Origin of the sequence: Streptomyces sp. NPDC126499 (assembly GCF_040302485.1) — a bacterium.
GTDB lineage: Bacteria > Actinomycetota > Actinomycetes > Streptomycetales > Streptomycetaceae > Streptomyces.
On sequence record NZ_JBEOUO010000029.1, the window covers coordinates 23679 to 39826 of the forward strand.

General features: G+C 71.2%; 14 protein-coding genes. 8 read left to right on the forward strand and 6 right to left on the reverse strand.

From position 1 onward, the window contains the following. Nucleotides 1–103: 103 nt before the first annotated feature. The gene (locus ABTZ91_RS30335) at nt 104–508 is read right to left on the reverse strand and encodes a VOC family protein (protein WP_352080424.1); all 405 of its coding nucleotides are present in this window, start codon (nt 506–508) and stop codon (nt 104–106) included. 169 nt (nt 509–677) lie between these two features. Between ABTZ91_RS30335 and ABTZ91_RS30340 the strand changes: the two genes are divergently transcribed. Continuing rightward, complete coding sequence (locus ABTZ91_RS30340; protein WP_352080425.1) at nt 678–1265, forward strand: TetR/AcrR family transcriptional regulator; 588 nt, start codon at nt 678–680, stop codon at nt 1263–1265. A gap of 111 nt (nt 1266–1376) precedes the next feature. Here ABTZ91_RS30340 and ABTZ91_RS30345 read toward each other — a convergent pair whose 3' ends face one another. The 4 genes from ABTZ91_RS30345 to ABTZ91_RS30360 are packed head-to-tail and all read right to left on the reverse strand — an operon-like array spanning nt 1377 to nt 6879. Next, entirely contained in the window at nt 1377–3767 is a 2391-nt protein-coding gene (locus ABTZ91_RS30345) for a glycoside hydrolase family 3 N-terminal domain-containing protein (RefSeq protein ID WP_352080426.1), read from the reverse strand. Further along, the gene (locus ABTZ91_RS30350; protein WP_352080427.1) at nt 3764–4594 is read right to left on the reverse strand and encodes a carbohydrate ABC transporter permease; all 831 of its coding nucleotides are present in this window, start codon (nt 4592–4594) and stop codon (nt 3764–3766) included. The genes ABTZ91_RS30345 and ABTZ91_RS30350 overlap by 4 nt, the downstream gene beginning before the upstream one ends. After that, nucleotides 4594–5541: a sugar ABC transporter permease gene (locus ABTZ91_RS30355; protein WP_352080428.1), complete on the reverse strand. Its 948-nt coding sequence runs from the start codon at nt 5539–5541 to the stop codon at nt 4594–4596. The genes ABTZ91_RS30350 and ABTZ91_RS30355 overlap by 1 nt, the downstream gene beginning before the upstream one ends. A gap of 30 nt (nt 5542–5571) precedes the next feature. Continuing rightward, complete coding sequence (locus ABTZ91_RS30360; protein WP_352080429.1) at nt 5572–6879, reverse strand: extracellular solute-binding protein; 1308 nt, start codon at nt 6877–6879, stop codon at nt 5572–5574. 153 nt (nt 6880–7032) lie between these two features. Between ABTZ91_RS30360 and ABTZ91_RS30365 the strand changes: the two genes are divergently transcribed. From ABTZ91_RS30365 to ABTZ91_RS30385, 5 genes are all read left to right on the forward strand, one after another. After that, complete coding sequence (locus ABTZ91_RS30365) at nt 7033–8091, forward strand: LacI family DNA-binding transcriptional regulator (RefSeq protein WP_352080430.1); 1059 nt, start codon at nt 7033–7035, stop codon at nt 8089–8091. Nucleotides 8092–8187: 96 nt separating this feature from the next. Beyond that, the gene (locus ABTZ91_RS30370) at nt 8188–9696 is read left to right on the forward strand and encodes a DUF4246 domain-containing protein (protein WP_352080431.1); all 1509 of its coding nucleotides are present in this window, start codon (nt 8188–8190) and stop codon (nt 9694–9696) included. Nucleotides 9697–9910: 214 nt separating this feature from the next. Next, nucleotides 9911–11440 (forward strand): Re/Si-specific NAD(P)(+) transhydrogenase subunit alpha, encoded by a 1530-nt coding sequence (locus ABTZ91_RS30375; RefSeq protein WP_352080432.1) that lies wholly within the window; start codon nt 9911–9913, stop codon nt 11438–11440. Nucleotide 11441: 1 nt separating this feature from the next. After that, a complete protein-coding gene (gene pntB / locus ABTZ91_RS30380; RefSeq protein ID WP_352080433.1) occupies nt 11442–12860 on the forward strand; it encodes a Re/Si-specific NAD(P)(+) transhydrogenase subunit beta in 1419 nt (472 codons plus the stop codon). A gap of 96 nt (nt 12861–12956) precedes the next feature. Beyond that, on the forward strand, nt 12957–13526 hold the full coding sequence (locus ABTZ91_RS30385; protein WP_352080434.1) for a HutD family protein: 570 nt from the start codon (nt 12957–12959) through the stop codon (nt 13524–13526). 56 nt (nt 13527–13582) lie between these two features. On the opposite strand, the gene ABTZ91_RS30390 is transcribed toward ABTZ91_RS30385, so the two are convergent. Then, entirely contained in the window at nt 13583–14278 is a 696-nt protein-coding gene (locus ABTZ91_RS30390; RefSeq protein WP_352080435.1) for a type 1 glutamine amidotransferase domain-containing protein, read from the reverse strand. 284 nt (nt 14279–14562) lie between these two features. Between ABTZ91_RS30390 and ABTZ91_RS30395 the strand changes: the two genes are divergently transcribed. Together ABTZ91_RS30395 and ABTZ91_RS30400 are read left to right on the forward strand one after the other, a co-directional pair. After that, entirely contained in the window at nt 14563–15519 is a 957-nt protein-coding gene (locus ABTZ91_RS30395) for a LysR family transcriptional regulator (RefSeq protein ID WP_352080436.1), read from the forward strand. A gap of 87 nt (nt 15520–15606) precedes the next feature. Further along, nucleotides 15607–16017, forward strand: coding sequence for a nuclear transport factor 2 family protein (locus ABTZ91_RS30400; protein ID WP_352080437.1), 411 nt, complete (start codon nt 15607–15609; stop codon nt 16015–16017). The last annotated feature ends 131 nt before the right edge of the window (nt 16018–16148 follow it).

A 16148-nucleotide genomic window follows, 5' to 3' on the forward strand; every position in this document is an offset into this window, starting at 1 on the left:
GGTCGCTGGCGTCGTCCGTTCAGGACGACGATCATAACCGTATACCCCCAGGGGGTATTCCCGACAGCCTCGACTGCGGAAAACCTGTGGGCCGGTCGGGGCTCTAGGAGTGGGCGGGGTCCGTCGGGGTGGCCCATTCGACGAGCTGGACGACTATGCCGTTCGGGTCCGTCATCTGGAACAGGCGCTCGCCCCACGGCTCCTCGCGCAGCGGCATCGTGATGGGCGCGCCCGCCGCGCGCAGTCGGCGTTCCTCGGCGGCCAGGTCGTCGACGGTGAGGGCCAGGATGAGACCGCCGGCCCGCTGGTCCCGCTGCTCGGGCGGGAGGACCTCGGTGCCGGTGCGCAGCAGCACGATGTCGGCGGCCGCGTCGGCGGCGCCCCGGGTGAGCGAGGCGAAGCCGTCGGCGGCCATGGCGACTTCGTAACCGAGGTGGGCGCAGAAGAACTCGCGTGAGGCGTCCACGTCGGCGACGGTGAGGGAGAGGGTGGAGGTGGTGACGTTCACGGTGACTCCTTGAGTGGGGAACGGTGCCGGCGGAACGGCCGGCGCGGGCACGGCAGGACTCCTCGTCGGTCGCGGGCGCGAGGTCTCGGAACGGCGGTGTGCGCGCTGATCATGGTCATCGGCGGCGAAGCCTGTCAACGGCACACGGCGTGCCGTTATGATCGTGGTCATGCCGAACGAATCCCCGGCGCCCCGACGGCGGGGTGCCGCACGCACCGACGCGCTGCTCCAGGTGACGCTCGACCTGGCCGCCGAGGTCGGGTACGCGGGACTGAGCATCGAGGCCATCGCGCGGCGGGCGGAGGTCGGGAAGCACACGATCTACCGGCGGTGGCCGTCGAAGGCGGCGCTGCTCCTCGACGCGCTCCACCGGGTCTGGACCTCGGACCTCGACTACCGCGACACCGGGGACGTCCGCGCCGATCTGCGCGAGCAGTTCCTGCGGTCCTCCTCCGCGCTGGCCGGTCCCCCGATCGGTCCCGTCTACCGCGCCGTCATCGCCGAGGCCCAGGCCGATCCGGCGCTGCGGACGGCGCTCCACGAACGGTTCCTGCGCACCGTCGAGCGAAGCACCCTGGACCGGATCACCCGTGCTCAGCGCGCCGGGGAGCTGCGCGCGGACGTGGACCTCACCTTCGCGGCGGACGTGCTGTGCGGGACGCTGTACTACCGCCACCTCCTCACGCCGCTGCCCGTCGACGAGAGCGCGATCGACGGGCTGCTGGGCATGTTCATGGACGCCTACGCCAGGAGGTGACCCGGACACCGTGCCGCCCGTGCCACCGTGGGTGAGGAGGGGAGCCGCCCACGGCGGCCGTCTCCGGCCGGCGGCGGGCTCCGCACGGCCTGACCGCCCGCCTGCCGACCGTCAGTGGACGGCGTCCGGCCGGATCTCGAAGTCGGCGTGCAGGCGCCGTCCGTGGTCCACCTGACGGACCGGGCCGGTCAGGGTGACCCGGGCGGTCAGCCGTGGGTCCGTGCTGGAGGCGCTGAGGCGGAGCTCCAGTTCGCCGGGCTCCACGAGGCGGGTGCCCGTCCTGCCGGTGAAGGAGGCGAGGTCCGCGGGGACGACCGCGTGCAGCCGCCTGCGCTCGCCGGGGGCCAGGTCGAGACGTACGTATCCGACGAGTCGCTGCACGGGCTGGACCACGGAGGCCACCGGGTCGTGCAGATAGAGCTGTACGAGTTCGGTGCCGGCGCGGTCGCCGGTGTTCGTCACGGTGAGGGCGAGCCGTACCGCGCCGTCCGTGGGGACCTCGGTGTCCTCCACGGCGAGGTCGCTCCAGTGGAAGGTGGTGTAGGTGAGGCCGTGCCCGAAGCCGAAGGCCGGCGTCGGGTCGATGCTGGAGACCTCGCTGCGGTGGCCGAGCCGTGCGGCCAGGTACGTGGACGGCTGGGCGCCGGGATGGCGGGGCACGCTGACGGGCAGCCGGCCGCTCGGGGCGGTCCGCCCGCTGAGGACCGAGGCGATGGCCGCGGTCCCGGCCTCGCCGGGGAAGAACGCCTGCAGGATCGCGGCGGACTCGTCGGCCGCGCGGCCGAGCGCGTAGGGCCGGCCGGTCAGCAGCGTCGTCACCACCGGAGTGCCGGTGTCGAGCAGGGCGTCGAGCAGCCGCTCCTGGGCTCCGGGGAGGACGAGGGACTCCGCGTCGCAGCCCTCGCCGCTGGTGCCCCGCCCGAAGAGACCGGCGCGGTCGCCGAGGGCCGCCACGACGACGTCGGCGCGGCGGGCGAGTGCGAGGGCCTCGGCGAAGCCCTCGGTCCCGCCGTCGTCGACGCCGGTTCCCCGCGCCACGAGGACCTCGGCGTCCGGGAACTCCGCCCCGAGGGACTCGCGGAGGGTGGGCAGGTCGATGCCGAGGGGGGTGCTGGGGTGCTGTCCGCCGACGTGGACGGGGAAGGAGTAGCAGCCGAGGACGGCCGTGGGCGCCTCGGCGTGGGGGCCGATCAGGGCGATCCGGCGCGGTGTGCGCGGATCGAGCGGCAGGGTGCCGTCGTTGCGGAGCAGGACGACGGCCCGATCGGCGAGGCGGCGGGCCAGTTCCCGGTTGGCGGCCGGGTCCAGGTCGACCGTGCCCCGCAGGGTGTCGGGGTCGGCCGTGGTGTCGGCGCCGCGCAGTGCCGGGGGAACGGGGCTCCAGTCGGGGTCGAGCAGCCCGAGCCGGGCCTTCTGGAGGAGGACCCGTCTGACGGCCCGGTCCACGAGCTCCTCGGCCACGTGTCCCTGCCGGACCGCGTCCAGGAGGGGCGCGCCGAAGGTCTTCACCGTGGGCAGCTCCACGTCGACACCGGCGGCGAGGGCCGCTCCGGCCGCCTCGCCGAACGTGCCGGCGACGCCGTGCAGGGTCTTCAGGAACGCGATGCCGAAGTAGTCGGCGACGACGGTGCCGGAGAATCCCCAGGTGTCCCGGAGGAGTCCGGTGAGCAGCCGTTCGTCGGCGGCCGAGGGAAGGCCGTCGGTGTCGGTGTAGGCGTGCATCACCGACCGGGCGCCGCCCTCCCGCACCGCCATCTCGAACGGCGGCAGGATCACGTCGGCCAGCTCCCTGGCGCCCATGCCGACGGGGGCGAGGTTGCGGCCGGCCCGGGAGGCGGAGTAGCCGGCGAAGTGCTTGAGGGTGGCGACGACGCCGGCGGACTCGAGCCCCTGGACGTAGGCGGTGGCGATCGTCCCGACGAGGTACGGGTCCTCGCCGATGGTCTCCTCGACGCGCCCCCAGCGGGCGTCGCGGACGACGTCGAGGACGGGGGCGAGGCCCTGGTGCACGCCGACCGCGCGCAGGTCGCGGCCGATGGCGGCGGCCATCTCCCGTACGAGCGCGGGGTCGAAGGTGGCTCCCCACGAGAGGGGGACCGGATAGGCGGTGGCGCCCCAGGCCGCGAAGCCGGCGAGGCATTCCTCGTGGGCGACGGCCGGGATGCCGAAGCGGTTGGCGGCGGCGATCCGCGCCTGCGTCCGCATCAGGGAGAGGGCGCCGAGCGCGGGGTCGACGGGGGCGGTGCCGAAGGGCCGGGTGAGCTGGCCGAGTCCGTCGGGCAGCAGGTCGTCGAGGTCGGCCGGCTCCTCCATGTCGTGCTGGTGCGGCGCGACCTCGGCGCCCTCGTCGGAGGCCCCGACCCACACCCCGTAGAGCTGGGCGGTCTTCTCCTTCAGGGTCATCTCGCGGATCAGCGCGTCGACACGGGCTTCCGCGCTCAGCGCGGGGTCGCGCCAGGCGCCGTTCGGGGCGTGGGACTGGGTGGCCACGTGGTCGGTCACTTTCCTCCGACTCCCATCAGCCCCTGCACGAGGGCACGACGGGCGAGCAGATAGACGAGCAGGATGGGGAGCATGGACAGGACGACGGCCGCGAGGAGGCCGGGGATGTCGACGCCGTGTTCCGTCTGGAAGTCGTAGAGGCCCATGGTGACGACCTTGTTCTCCGAGGACTGGGTGAGCACGAGCGGGAACAGGAAGCCGTTCCAGGCCTGGAGCGAGGAGAACACGACGATGGTCGACAGGCCGCTCTTCGACAGGGGCAGCACCAGCTGGAGGAAGATCCTCCGGGGCGAGGCCCCGTCCACCGTCATGGCCTCGTACAGCTCGGGTGTGATGTCCCGCATGACGCCGGAGAGGATCAGGGCGCAGACGGGCATGGCGAAGGCGGCGGTCGGCAGGATGACGCCGAGGAGGTTGTCGTAGAGGCCGGCCTCGTTGATCAGGTAGAACACCGGGACGATGACGGCCTGGGACGGGATGGCGAGGCCGAGCAGGAAGAGACGGAAGACCCGGCCGGTGGCCCTGCCGTCGCTGCGCACGATGGCGTACGCGAGGGGCGGCACGAGGAGCAGGACGATGCCGACCACGCAGACCGTGACGATCACCGTGTTGAGGAAGTACCGCGCGAAGCCTTCGTTGAGGTCGTTGACGTAGTTGTCGAGGGTGAAGCGCTCGGGGAAGGCGAGCGGGCCGTTCGCCGCGTAGTCCGTACGGGACTGGAAGGTGGCGATCAGCATGACGTACAGCGGCAGGCCGACCACGAACAGCCAGATCGTCGAGCCGAGGCCGGCGAGGTAGTTGGGGCGGGACTTTCCCGGGCGCCTCATCACACGCCCTCCATGGTGCTGCGCATCTTGTCGTAGCCGGTCAGGCGCACCATGACCAGGGAGACGAGGGTGGCGACGAGCACGAGGAGCAGGGCGATCGCGGAGGCCGCTCCGAAGTCGAAGCTCTTGAAGGCCTTCTGGTACATGTAGTAGGCGCTGTTCGTGGTGTCGGTGCCGGGTCCGCCCTGGGTGAGGATGAGGACGGTGTCGAAGGTCGTGAGGCCGCCGACCACCATCAGGATCATCGAGGTCACGATGGAGTTGCGCAGCTGCGGCAGGGTGATGTGGAAGAACTGGCGGACCCTGCCCGCGCCGTCGATCTGGGCGGCCTGGTAGAGGACTTCGGGGACGGCCCGCGCGGCGCCCTGGTAGATGAGGGTGTGCAGGGGGGTGAACTGCCAGGTGCTGACGAAGACGAGGACGCCGAGGGCGCCGGCCTGCGTGCCGAGGAGGTTGCCGTCGCCGAAGAGCCACCTCGCCTGGGAGGGGACGCCGAAGTTGGGGTCGAGCACGGCGCGCCACAGGACGGAGACCGCGGTGATGGACAGCAGGAGCGGGACGAAGTAGACGGCGGACAGGACCGCCCGGTTGCGCTGCCGGCCGGCGGCCCAGACGCCGAGCAGGATGCTGATCGGCGTCTGGACGACGACGCCGAGGACCGTGAGCAGCAGGCTCAGCCAGAGGCTTCGCACCATCACGGGGTCGTCGAGCAGCCGGCTCCAGTTGTCCAGGCCGGCGAACTCGGGGGAGCCGAGGCCGTTCCAGCGGGTGAAGGACAGCACGACGACCAGGACGAGCGGCACGAGGGCGAACAGGCCGAAGAAGACGGCGGCGGGCACCGCCCAGGCGAAGCCCGGGCGGCCCACCCCGGTCGCGGGGCGGTGGGACCGCCCGCGCCGGACGGTCTTCCCCGCGCTGTCCACGGCGGGGGCTGTGGCAGTGGTCATGTTCAGGCGTTCCTGGGGTCGGGCCGCGGGTCAGGCGGCGGGCAGGCTCTGCATGGCGGCGATGAAGGCGTCCGCGTCCGTCTGTCCGTTGAAGAACTGCTGGACGGCCTGGTGGATGGTGGTGGTCGCCGCCGGGGGATAGGCCTGGTCCCAGGAGAGCTGGAAGGCCGGGGCCTTCTTCACGAGGTCGTACTGGTACGTGGAGTACGCCGGGCTGGCGGAACCGTCGAGGAACTTCGGGGTGTTGGTGGTGGTCGGGAGGTTGCCGATGCTCAGCTGGCCCTTGACGAACTCGTCCGAGTACATGAGCTTCAGGAACTCGGCGACGGCCTCGGGGTGTTCGGTGTTCTTCAGCACCGAGTAGAAGTTGTTGGTGTTGCCGGTGAGGTTGGCCGGGTCGCCCTTGCCGCCCTCGACGGTGGGGAAGGTGCCGTAGCCGAGGTCGTTCTTCACGAAGTCCGGGTAGGCGTCCTGAAGGGTGGAGTACTCCCAGGAGCCCATGAGTTCGAAGGCGGCCTTGCCGGTGGCGAGGAGGGCGGGGGAGCCGCCGTCGGTGAACTTGACCGAGTCGTAGTTGGTGCCGAAGGCGCCGGCGTCGATGAGCTCCTCGAGCATGCCGAGGGCCCTCCTGCTGTCGGCGCTCGCCCAGACGCTCTTGTCCCCGTTCACCGCCTTCCGGAAGTGCTCGGGTCCGGCGACCCGGTCGTAGACGTACTGGAACCACATCTGGGTGGGCCACTTGTCGCCGCCGCCGAGGGCGATGGGGGTGACGCCCCTGGCCTTGAGGGCCTTGACGGCGGCCAGGAGTTCGTCCCAGGTGCGCGGCGGGGTGACGCCGGCGTCCGCCAGGACCTTCTTGTTGCTGAACAGCAGAACGGGCTGGGTGCCGCGCATGGGGATGCCGTACGGCTTGCCGTCGACGACCGCGGTGTCGAAGACCGAGGGCAGGAAGTTGGCCTTCAGGCCGGGGTCCTTGGCGATGAGGTCGTCGAGCGGCATGAGGAGGCCCGCGTCGACGAAGGGCTTGATGCTGCCCCCGCCCCAGTTGAAGAACACGTCCGGCGCCTGCTTGCCGCTGATGATCGTCTGCAGCTTGGACTGGTAGTCGGCGCCGGGGATGGTGTCGAGCACCGCCTTGACCTTCGAGGTCTTGTTGAAGGTGTCGACGAGCTGCTTCTCCACCTTGTTGGTGGCGTCGCCGTACACCAGGACGCGGATCGTGTCCGAGCCGTCCGCGGCGGAACTCCCCGAGCCGCCGCAGGCCGCCAGGGACAGGGTCATGGCCAGCGACGCCGCACCGACGACCGCGGTCCTCAGGAGCCGTACATGCCGCTTCATCGCGCCCCCACCTTTCGAAAGTTTTCGATCCGATTGACGAAACTTCGCGTGGCTGGACGCTAGAGTCGGCGCGGCGAAGGGGTCAACCCTCCGGGCCCGCGTTATCAAAGCGTGACTGTGTCGCCGCGAGGAACGGTGCTTTATGCTGCGGGGATGCGAGAGGGCGAGGAAAACAGGCGCATCACGCTGGCGGAGGTGGCGCAACAGGCCGGAGTGTCGCTTTCGACAGTTTCGAAAGTCCTCAACGGTCGGCAGGACGTGTCGGCGGCCACGCGCGGCAAGGTGGAACGGCTCCTCGAAGCGCACGCGTACCGGCGGACCGCCCGCGTCGCCAGGGAGGCGCCGCTCATCGAGCTCGTCTTCCACGAGCTCGACAGCGTGTGGGCGATGGAGCTGATCCGAGGGGTGGAGAACCTCGCCAAGGCCCACCAGGCGAGCGTCGTCCTCACCGAGAGCGGCACCCGGCACGCGCCGGCGCCGGACTGGATCGAAGGAGTCCTGCACCGCCGGCCGATCGGCGTCGTCCTGGTCTTCTCCTCCCTCCCCGACGCCGTCAAACGGCAGCTCGACGCACGGTCGATCCCCTTCGTGATCGTCGACCCGGCGGGCGACCCCGAACCGGACGTGCCGTCGGTCGGCTCCGCCAACTGGTCCGGCGGCGTCGCCGCGACCCGCCACCTCATCGACCTCGGCCACCGCCGCATCGGCATCGTCACCGGCCCCGAGGACATGCTGTGCTCCCTGGCCCGGCTGGACGGCTACCGGTCCGCCCTCAACATGGCCGGCCTGGACCACGACCCCGCGCTCGTCCGGTTCGGGGACTTCCACGTCGAAGGCGGATACGCGCGGGCGACGGAGCTCCTGCGGATGCCGGACCGCCCCACGGCCGTCTTCGCCGGAAGCGACCTGCAGGCGCTCGGCGTCATGGAGGCCGCCCGGGTGTGCGGGCTGCGCGTGCCCGAGGACCTGTCCGTCGTCGGCTACGACGACGTGATGATCGCCCGCTGGTCGAGCCCACCGCTCACCACCGTCCACCAGCCGCTGCGCGAGATGGGCGAGGAAGCCGTCCAGATGCTCCTGCGCCTGCGCGCCGGCGAGCCCTCGGTGACCCGCCTGGAACTCGCCACCCGCCTGGTCGTCAGGAAGAGCACGACCCCACCCCCCACGCGGCCGGCCCCGGCCTCGCCGCCGGCCGCGCACAGCGCTCTGTGAGGGATGCCGGCCGGCGAAGGAGCACGCGGAGCCGCGCTGTCAGACCGCTCGGCTAACCTTCCCGTCATCACACACCGACTGGGGGGACCAAGAGAATTGACCGGCCTGTCTGCTTTCCCGCTGCCCTTTCACGCCTCCCGTTCCCGGGCGTTCGCGACGCCTCGGACGCTGCGGGAACTGGAGATGATGCGGTGCAGCGCGCACCTCCGGGAGAAGCCGGGGTGGTTCGACAAGATGAACGACGCCGACATCGTCGCCCGATGGACGAAGGAAGCGATCGCCCAGGGCCTCACCGAAGCACAGGTCCGCTACGTGCTCGCCGAACTCGCGCACTACGCCGCGCTCCGGGACGGACGAAGCGGCATCGAGGTGTCCGCCGTCGACGGGGTCTGGCAGTCGGACACGCTGATCGACGACACGCTCAGGGCCCGGCTGCGCGAGGCGGTCCGGGTGCTGGAAGAAGTCCCCGAAGCCGAGCGGGACTGGCATCCCGGATCCGACGGACAGGTGCTGGATCTGGTGCATCCCTCGCTGTTCTGCCTGGTGAGAGAGGTCAGCGGCGCCCCCGAGCGGGCCTGGCGGAATCCGACGGACCACTACTCGAAGTACGAGTTCTCGGAGAGGTTCCAGTGGCTGCCCACGGACGTCGACGTCAGCGACGACGGCGCGGTGACCTTCCGTTCGTACGTCAACAACGTCCACCCCGAGAAGCACCGGGAACTGGCCGCCGTCCTGCCGGACCTGTTCGCGCGCATGCGCCCGCTGTGGGAGAACGTGCTCACCGATCTGCGCCATCCGCGGCCCCTGCGGATCGAGGCCGACCCCTACGGGTGGTACGACTCGGAGCCCGAGTATCCGGACAAGTCCTCCTTCAGTGACGACGCCGCCTACGCGGAAGCCCTCCGCGTATGGGAACTGGCGCACGACGACTGGTGGGAGAACCGCCGCCCCGTCGTCCCGGACGCCCCGGCCTTCACCCCGCCGGAGCCGCCCGACGCGTCCGCCCGGGTCGATCTGCGCGGACGCCGCCTCCAGGTCATCGTCAAGCTCGCCACCATCCATCTCACCCCGGACAAGCCCGAGTACCCCGGCGGCTCCTGGCATGTCGAGGGCATGCTGAACGAGCGCATCGTCTCGACCGCCCTCTCCTACTGGGACAGCGAGAACATCACCGAAAGCCGGCTGAGCTTCCGGGCGGCACTCGACGACCCGGAATACGAACAGAACGACGACAACGGTGTCCGTGAGGTCTACGGCCTGGAGAACGAGGACGGCCTGAACCAGGTGCTGGGCTCCGCGTCCACCCCGCCCGGCCGCTGCCTGGCGTTCCCGAACGTCCTCCAGCACCGCGTCGGCTCGTTCCGCCTCGCGGACCCCACCCGCCCGGGACACCGCAAGATCCTCGCGTTCTTCCTGGTCGACCCCTCGGAACAGATCGTCTCCACCTCCGACGTGCCACCGCAGCAGCCGTGGTCGGACACCTCGACCATGACGCTGGAAGAGGCCAGGACGTACCGGGAGCAACTCATGCAGGAGAGGAAGTTCTTCGTCGACGAACACAACGAGCAGCTCTACGAACGGGAATTCTCCCTCTGCGAGCACTGAGCTCCGCTCCGGCGGGCCGGCGGCGACCGGCCGGGCCGGTGAAGCACGCGAGCCGGGTCTTGTCGAGTGTTGCGTGTGCCTCACCGGTGGGAGCTGTTCAAAGAGAGCACTCGCCGGTCAAGCTGAGCGACGTCGCTCCGGATCACCGCGGGCGCACTTCTGATCGAGTCGAGAACACGCCGTGTGCGGCCAGAGCAGCGAACGGAGACCACTCGTGATTGTCGGAGTGCTCAAGGAAGCGCGGGCAGGTGAGAGTCGCGTCGCGGCCACGCCGGCCACTGTCGAACAGATCCGCAAACTGGGATACGACGTGGTCGTCGACCCGGCAGCGGGAAGCGCGGCGGGCTTCACCGACAGCGCCTACGAGGCCGCCGGCGCGAGCACGGGCGATGCCGCGGCCGCGGACGTGGTCCTCGGCGTCAACGCCCCGAGCCGTACCCAGCTGGACCGGGTACGGCCCGAGGCGACGGTCATCGCCTTGTTCGCGCCCGCCTTCGACCCGGAGATGGTCGAGGAGCTGGGCCGGCGGCCGTTCACCGCCCTGTCGATGGACGCCGTGCCGCGTATCAGCCGGGCGCAGTCCATGGACGTGCTGTCGTCCATGGCCAACATCGCCGGCTACCGCGCCGTCATCGAGGCCGCGCACGAGTTCGGGCGGTTCTTCACCGGCCAGGTGACCGCCGCCGGCAAGGTCCCGCCGGCGAAGGTGCTCGTCGCGGGCGCCGGCGTCGCCGGTCTGGCCGCGATCGGCGCCGCCGGCTCGCTCGGCGCGATCGTACGGGCGACCGACCCGCGACCGGAGGTGGCCGACCAGGTCCGCTCGCTGGGCGGCGAGTACCTGTCGATCGAGTCCCCCGAGGTGGAGGTCTCGAAGACCGGTTACGCCAAGGAGATGGGCGACGACTACAAGGCGCGCGAGGCCGAGCTGTACGCCGCGCAGTGCCGCGAGGTCGACATCGTCATCACCACCGCGCTGATCCCCGGACGCCCCGCGCCGACGCTGATCACCGCGGAGATGGTGGCGAGCATGAAGCCGGGATCGGTGATCGTCGACATGGCGGCCGCCAACGGCGGCAACGTGGTCGGCACCGTGAAGGGCGAGAAGGTCGTCACCGAGAACGGCGTGACGATCCTCGGCTACACCGATCTGGCCGGCCGGCTGCCGGCGCAGGCCTCGCAGCTGTACGGCACGAACCTGGTGAACCTGCTGAAGCTGATGACGCCCGGCAAGGACGGCCGCCTGGTCCTCGACTGGGACGACCCGGTGCAGCGCTCGATCACCGTCGTACGCGAGGGCGAGTCGACGTGGCCGCCCCCGCCGGTCCAGGTGTCGGCGGCCCCGGCACCCGCGCCCGCGGCCGCCGCGGCCGAGCCGGCCCGGCCGAAGAAGGAGCCGGCGACGGCGAAGCAGAAGTTCGGCGGGGTCGCCCTCGGCGCCCTGGCGCTCTTCCTCACCGCGGCGTTCGCCCCCGCGGCCCTGCTGCCCCACGTGACGGTCTTCGTCCTGGCGATCGTGATCGGCTACTACGTGATCGGGCACGTGCACCACGCGCTGCACACGCCGCTGATGTCGGTGACGAACGCGATCTCCGGGATCATCGTCGTCGGCGCGCTGCTGCAGATCGGCCACACCAGCACGGCGGTCACCGTGCTGTCGGTCGTGGCGATCCTCCTGGCCAGTATCAACATCTTCGGCGGCTTCGCGGTGACGCGTCGCATGCTCGCCATGTTCAACCGGAGCTGACATGTCTGCGACCCTCGCCGCACAGGCGGCCTACCTCGTCGCCGCGCTGCTGTTCATCCTGGCGCTGGCAGGACTCTCCAAGCACGAGTCGGCACGGCTCGGCAACGCCTTCGGCATGCTCGGCATGGGCGTCGCGCTCCTCGCGACCGTCGTGCTCGCCGTGGACGGCGACGTCAGCACCGCCGGCCTCGGCCTGATGGCCGTCGCGATGCTGACCGGCGCGGTGATCGGCCTCCAGCGGGCCCGCGGCGTCGAGATGACCGGCATGCCCGAACTCATCGCGTTGCTGCACTCCTTCGTCGGTCTGGCCGCCGTACTGGTCAGCTGGAACGGCTTCCTGAACGTCGAGCACGACCCCGACGGCCACGAGGCCAGGGCCCTGGACGCCCTCGGCACCCTGGGCATCCACCACGCCGAGGTGTTCATCGGCCTGTTCATCGGCGCCGTGACCTTCACCGGTTCCATCGTGGCGTACCTGAAGCTGGCCGCGAAGATCGACTCCAAGCCGCTGGTGCTGCCGGGCAAGAACGCGCTGAACCTCGGCTCGCTCGTCCTGTTCCTCGCCCTGACCGTGTGGTTCGTGATCACGCCGGAGCTGTGGCTGCTGATCACCGTGACGGTCCTGGCGCTGGCCCTCGGCTGGCACCTCGTCGCCTCCATCGGCGGCGGCGACATGCCCGTCGTCGTCTCGATGCTCAACAGCTACTCCGGCTGGGCCGCGGCGGCCTCCGGCTTCCTGCTCGGCAACGACCTGCTCATCATCACCGGCGCGCTGGTCGGCTCCTCCGGTGCCTACCTGTCCTACATCATGTGCAAGGCGATGAACCGGTCGTTCCTGTCCGTGATCGCCGGCGGCTTCGGCATCGAGGCTCCGTCGGGCGCGGACGTCGACTACGGCGAGCACCAGGAGATCACCGCCCAGGCCGCCGCCGAACTCCTCAGCTCCGCCCGCTCCGTGGTCATCACGCCCGGGTACGGCATGGCCGTCGCCCAGGCCCAGTACCCGGTCGCGGAACTCACCTCGAAGCTGCGCGCCAAGGGCGTCGACGTGCGGTTCGGCATCCACCCCGTCGCCGGCCGCCTGCCCGGCCACATGAACGTCCTGCTCGCCGAGGCCAAGGTGCCGTACGACATCGTCCTCGAAATGGACGAGATCAACGAGGACTTCGCCAAGACCGACGTGGTCCTCGTCATCGGCGCCAACGACACGGTCAACCCGGCCGGAGCGGAGGACCCCAGCAGCCCGATCGCCGGCATGCCGGTGCTCACCGTCTGGGAGGCGGGCAAGGTCATCGTCTTCAAGCGCTCGATGGCCTCCGGATACGCGGGCGTGCAGAACCCGCTGTTCTTCCGCGAGAACACGGCGATGCTGTTCGGTGACGCCAAGGCCCGGGTGGAGGACATCGTCGGCGCCCTCTGAGCGCGCTCCGAGCCCCTGAGCGCTCTCTCAGCTCCGCTGAGCGCCTGACGAGACCCTCCGATCCGCATCCGTACCGCCCACAGCTCGGGAGCCCCCATGCACCACTTCGATGTCGAGACCCTGACGCCGGGCCGGTGGCGCAACGGCGGGGGCGCCACCAGGGAGATCGTCTCGTGGCCGGCGGGCGCCGAGGAGTTCCAGTGGCGGGCGAGCGTCGCCGACATCGACCGGGACGGGCCGTTCTCGGCCTTTCCCGGGATCGACCGGACGCTCACCCCCGTGGCGGGCGACGGCGTGCGGTTGATGGCTCCGGGCACGTTCGACCGGACGGCGCGCGCGGGGGAACCCCTCGCGTTCTCCGGTGACCTGGAGCTGACCGCCGAACCGGCGGGCGAGGTCTGCCGCGTCCTGAACGTCATGGTGCGCCGCGGCCGTCGGGCGGCGCGGGTGGACCGGGTCACCGGGCCTCTCACGCCGCCCAGCGGCCATGCCGGGGTGTGCTACGTGCTCCGCGGCCACTGGCGCACGGGCGCCGAAGGGCGCCGTCTGACCCCAGGGCAGGGCGTGTGGTGGGACGAGCACGACGTCGCGCCGGGCCGAGCGGTCGTCGCGCCGCTCTCGCCCGGCGCCGTCGCCCTGTGGGCGGACATCGCGCCGGTGAGGTGACGTGCGGGGGAGGACGGGGCCGGCGATGGCGATCGCCGTCGCCGGCCCCGTCGCCGTCAGGCCAGCTTCTTCAGGAGCTCGGTGGCCAGAGGGGCGGAGGAGGCGGGGTTCTGGCCGGTGACGAGGTTGCGGTCGACCACGACGTGCGGCGCCCACGGCTCGCCGGCCCGCACCTGGACCCCGGCCTCGACGAGGCGGGTCTCCAGCAGCCACTTGGCCTTCTCGGCGAGCCCGGCCTGCGTCTCCTCGGCGTTGGTGAAGGCGGCCACCTCGTAACCGGCGAAGGCGTTGGAACCGTCGCTCCGCACGGCGGCGAGCAGCGCGGCCGGACCGTGGCACACCACACCCAGCGGCTTGCCGGAGTCGAGGGCGTCGACGAGCAGCCTGCCGGAGGCCGGGTTCACGGCGAGGTCTTCCATGGGGCCGTGGCCGCCCGGGTAGAAGACGGCGTCGTAGTCGGCGAGGTCGACCTCCTCCAGGCGGATCGGGTCCTTGATCTCCGGGATCGAGGCGAGCGTGGCGGCGACCCTGTCCGCGGCCTCCTGCCCGCCGTGCGCCTCCGGCGCCAGGCTGCCCTGGTCCACGGTCGGGACGACACCGCCGGGGGTGGCGACGACGACCTCGTGCCCGGCGGCCTTGAAGGCCTCGTAGGGGGCGACGGCCTCCTCCGCCCAGAAACCGGTGGGGTGCTTCGTACCGTCGGCAAGCATCCAGTGGTCGACGCCGGTCATCACAAAAAGGATCGTGGACATGATGCTCCGCTCCGAGGAAGGGGCCACTCGGGCCCAGGGACAGGGGACATGAAGGGGAGATGAAGGGGACACGCACCGCGCGCTGCGGCGATGTCTCGACGGTAGGCGCCGCGTCGGCCGGTGACCAATGACGGAACCGATACCTGCCATAGGAACCTTCATCCCTCACCGGGGAATAGAGGGGACGGCAGGGCACCGCGGGGCACGGCAGGGCGCAGGGTCTGCCGGGGGACAGGAGAGCGATCCCCGGGGGGCAGCCATAGGGATGTATTACGCTCGCCGGAGTGAGCCATAGGAATGACGAGGGGCCCTCGGTAGACGGCCGGCCCGCCGCACAGCCGGCCGCGCCGCCCGACCTCAACCTGCTGCGCACGTTCCTCGCCGTCCACCGCTCCGGGTCCTTCACCGCGGCCGCGCACGCCCTGGGCCTCTCTCAGCCGACCGTCACCGCCCACATCCGCAACCTGGAGCGCCAGACCCGGCGTGACCTCTTCGAACGCCTGCCCCGCGGCGTGGCTCCGACCCCGGTCGCCGACGAACTCGCGGCGCGGATCGCGCCGACCCTGGACGCGCTGGCCTCCGCCGTTGGGCCCGGACCGGTCGGCGGAGGGCGCGCCGAACCCGTGCACCTCGCGGGCCCCGCCGAACTCCTCGCCACCCGCGTCCTGCCCGCCCTGGGAGGGCTCGTGGCCGAGGGCGTACGCCTGCGGGTGACGGCGGGCCTGACCGACCCCCTCCTGGACGAGCTGCGCGCGGGGCGCCACGACCTCGTCATCTCCACGACCCGCCCGCGCGGCCGATCGCTGGTGTGGGCGCCCCTGATGGACGAGGAGTTCGTCCTGGTCGCCGCGCCCGTCTGGGCGGAGAAGATCAAGGAGCCGCTGGCGGAGGAGGGCCCCGGCGTGCTGCACGCCGTGCCTCTCGTCGCGTACGCGGAGGACCTGCCCATCGTCCGCCGCTACTGGCGGCACGTCTTCGGCACGCGCCTGAACGGCCGGGCCGCGGTGACGGTCCCCGATCTGCGGGCCGTGAAGTCCGCCGTCGAGGGCGGCGCGGGATTCAGCGTGCTGCCGCGCTACCTGTGCGAGTCGGCACTGCGCTCCGGGGCGCTGGTCCAGCTGGCGGACCCCGAGGACCCGCCGATCAACACCGGGTACCTCGTGCAGCGCCCCGGCATCTCCGAGAACCCGGACGTCGGCCGCGTGCGCGACCGGCTGATCGAGGCCGGCCGTTCCTTCTGAGAGGCGGCCGCTCGGCGGTATGGACAACCACACCCTCCTCGCCTAGTCTCCGACGCACCTACTCAAATAATTGACTAGAGGTGTGCTGTGCATCCGTTCCGTACGGCGGTCGAGAACCGCGACGAGGCCGCCATCGACGCGCTCCTCGCCGAGAACGTCGTCTTCACCAGCCCCGTCGCCTTCAAGCCGTATTCGGGCAAGGCCATCACCGCCGCGATCCTGCGCGGAGTGATGCGGGTGTTCGAGGACTTCACCTACGTCCGCGAGATCGCCGACCCCGGCGGCCGCGACCACGCCTTGGTCTTCACCGCCACCGTGGACGGGCGGCAGATCCAGGGGTGCGACTTCCTCCACTTCGACGAGGAGGGGAAGATCGACGACTTCATGGTGACGGTCCGCCCGCTCTCCGCCGCCAAGGCACTGGCCGAGGCGATGGGGGCCCAGTTCGACCGGATCGCCCAGGAGGCGGCGGGGTCGGGGGCGGTGGCCGGGGCCTGAGAAGCGGTGGCCGGGGCCTGAGGTGCGGCAGCTGGGGAGGGGGGCCGCGGCCCGGGTCGGGGGCGGTGGCCAGGGCCTGAGGTGCGGTGACCGGGCCTCGGGAGCGCTCCGCCCTGTGGGCGGCGAGGGCG

Bases quoted from the DNA above. Each gene is read 5' to 3' on its own strand.
- ABTZ91_RS30340 (WP_352080425.1), top strand. From the start codon at position 678: ATGCCGAACGAATCCCCGGCGCCCCGACGGCGGGGTGCCGCACGCACC.
- ABTZ91_RS30350 (WP_352080427.1), bottom strand. From the start codon at position 4,594: ATGAGGCGCCCGGGAAAGTCCCGCCCCAACTACCTCGCCGGCCTCGGC.
- ABTZ91_RS30355 (WP_352080428.1), bottom strand. From the start codon at position 5,541: ATGACCACTGCCACAGCCCCCGCCGTGGACAGCGCGGGGAAGACCGTC.
- ABTZ91_RS30360 (WP_352080429.1), bottom strand. From the start codon at position 6,879: ATGAAGCGGCATGTACGGCTCCTGAGGACCGCGGTCGTCGGTGCGGCG.
- ABTZ91_RS30365 (WP_352080430.1), top strand. From the start codon at position 7,033: ATGCGAGAGGGCGAGGAAAACAGGCGCATCACGCTGGCGGAGGTGGCG.
- pntB (WP_352080433.1), top strand. From the start codon at position 11,442: ATGTCTGCGACCCTCGCCGCACAGGCGGCCTACCTCGTCGCCGCGCTG.
- ABTZ91_RS30385 (WP_352080434.1), top strand. From the start codon at position 12,957: ATGCACCACTTCGATGTCGAGACCCTGACGCCGGGCCGGTGGCGCAAC.
- ABTZ91_RS30390 (WP_352080435.1), bottom strand. From the start codon at position 14,278: ATGTCCACGATCCTTTTTGTGATGACCGGCGTCGACCACTGGATGCTT.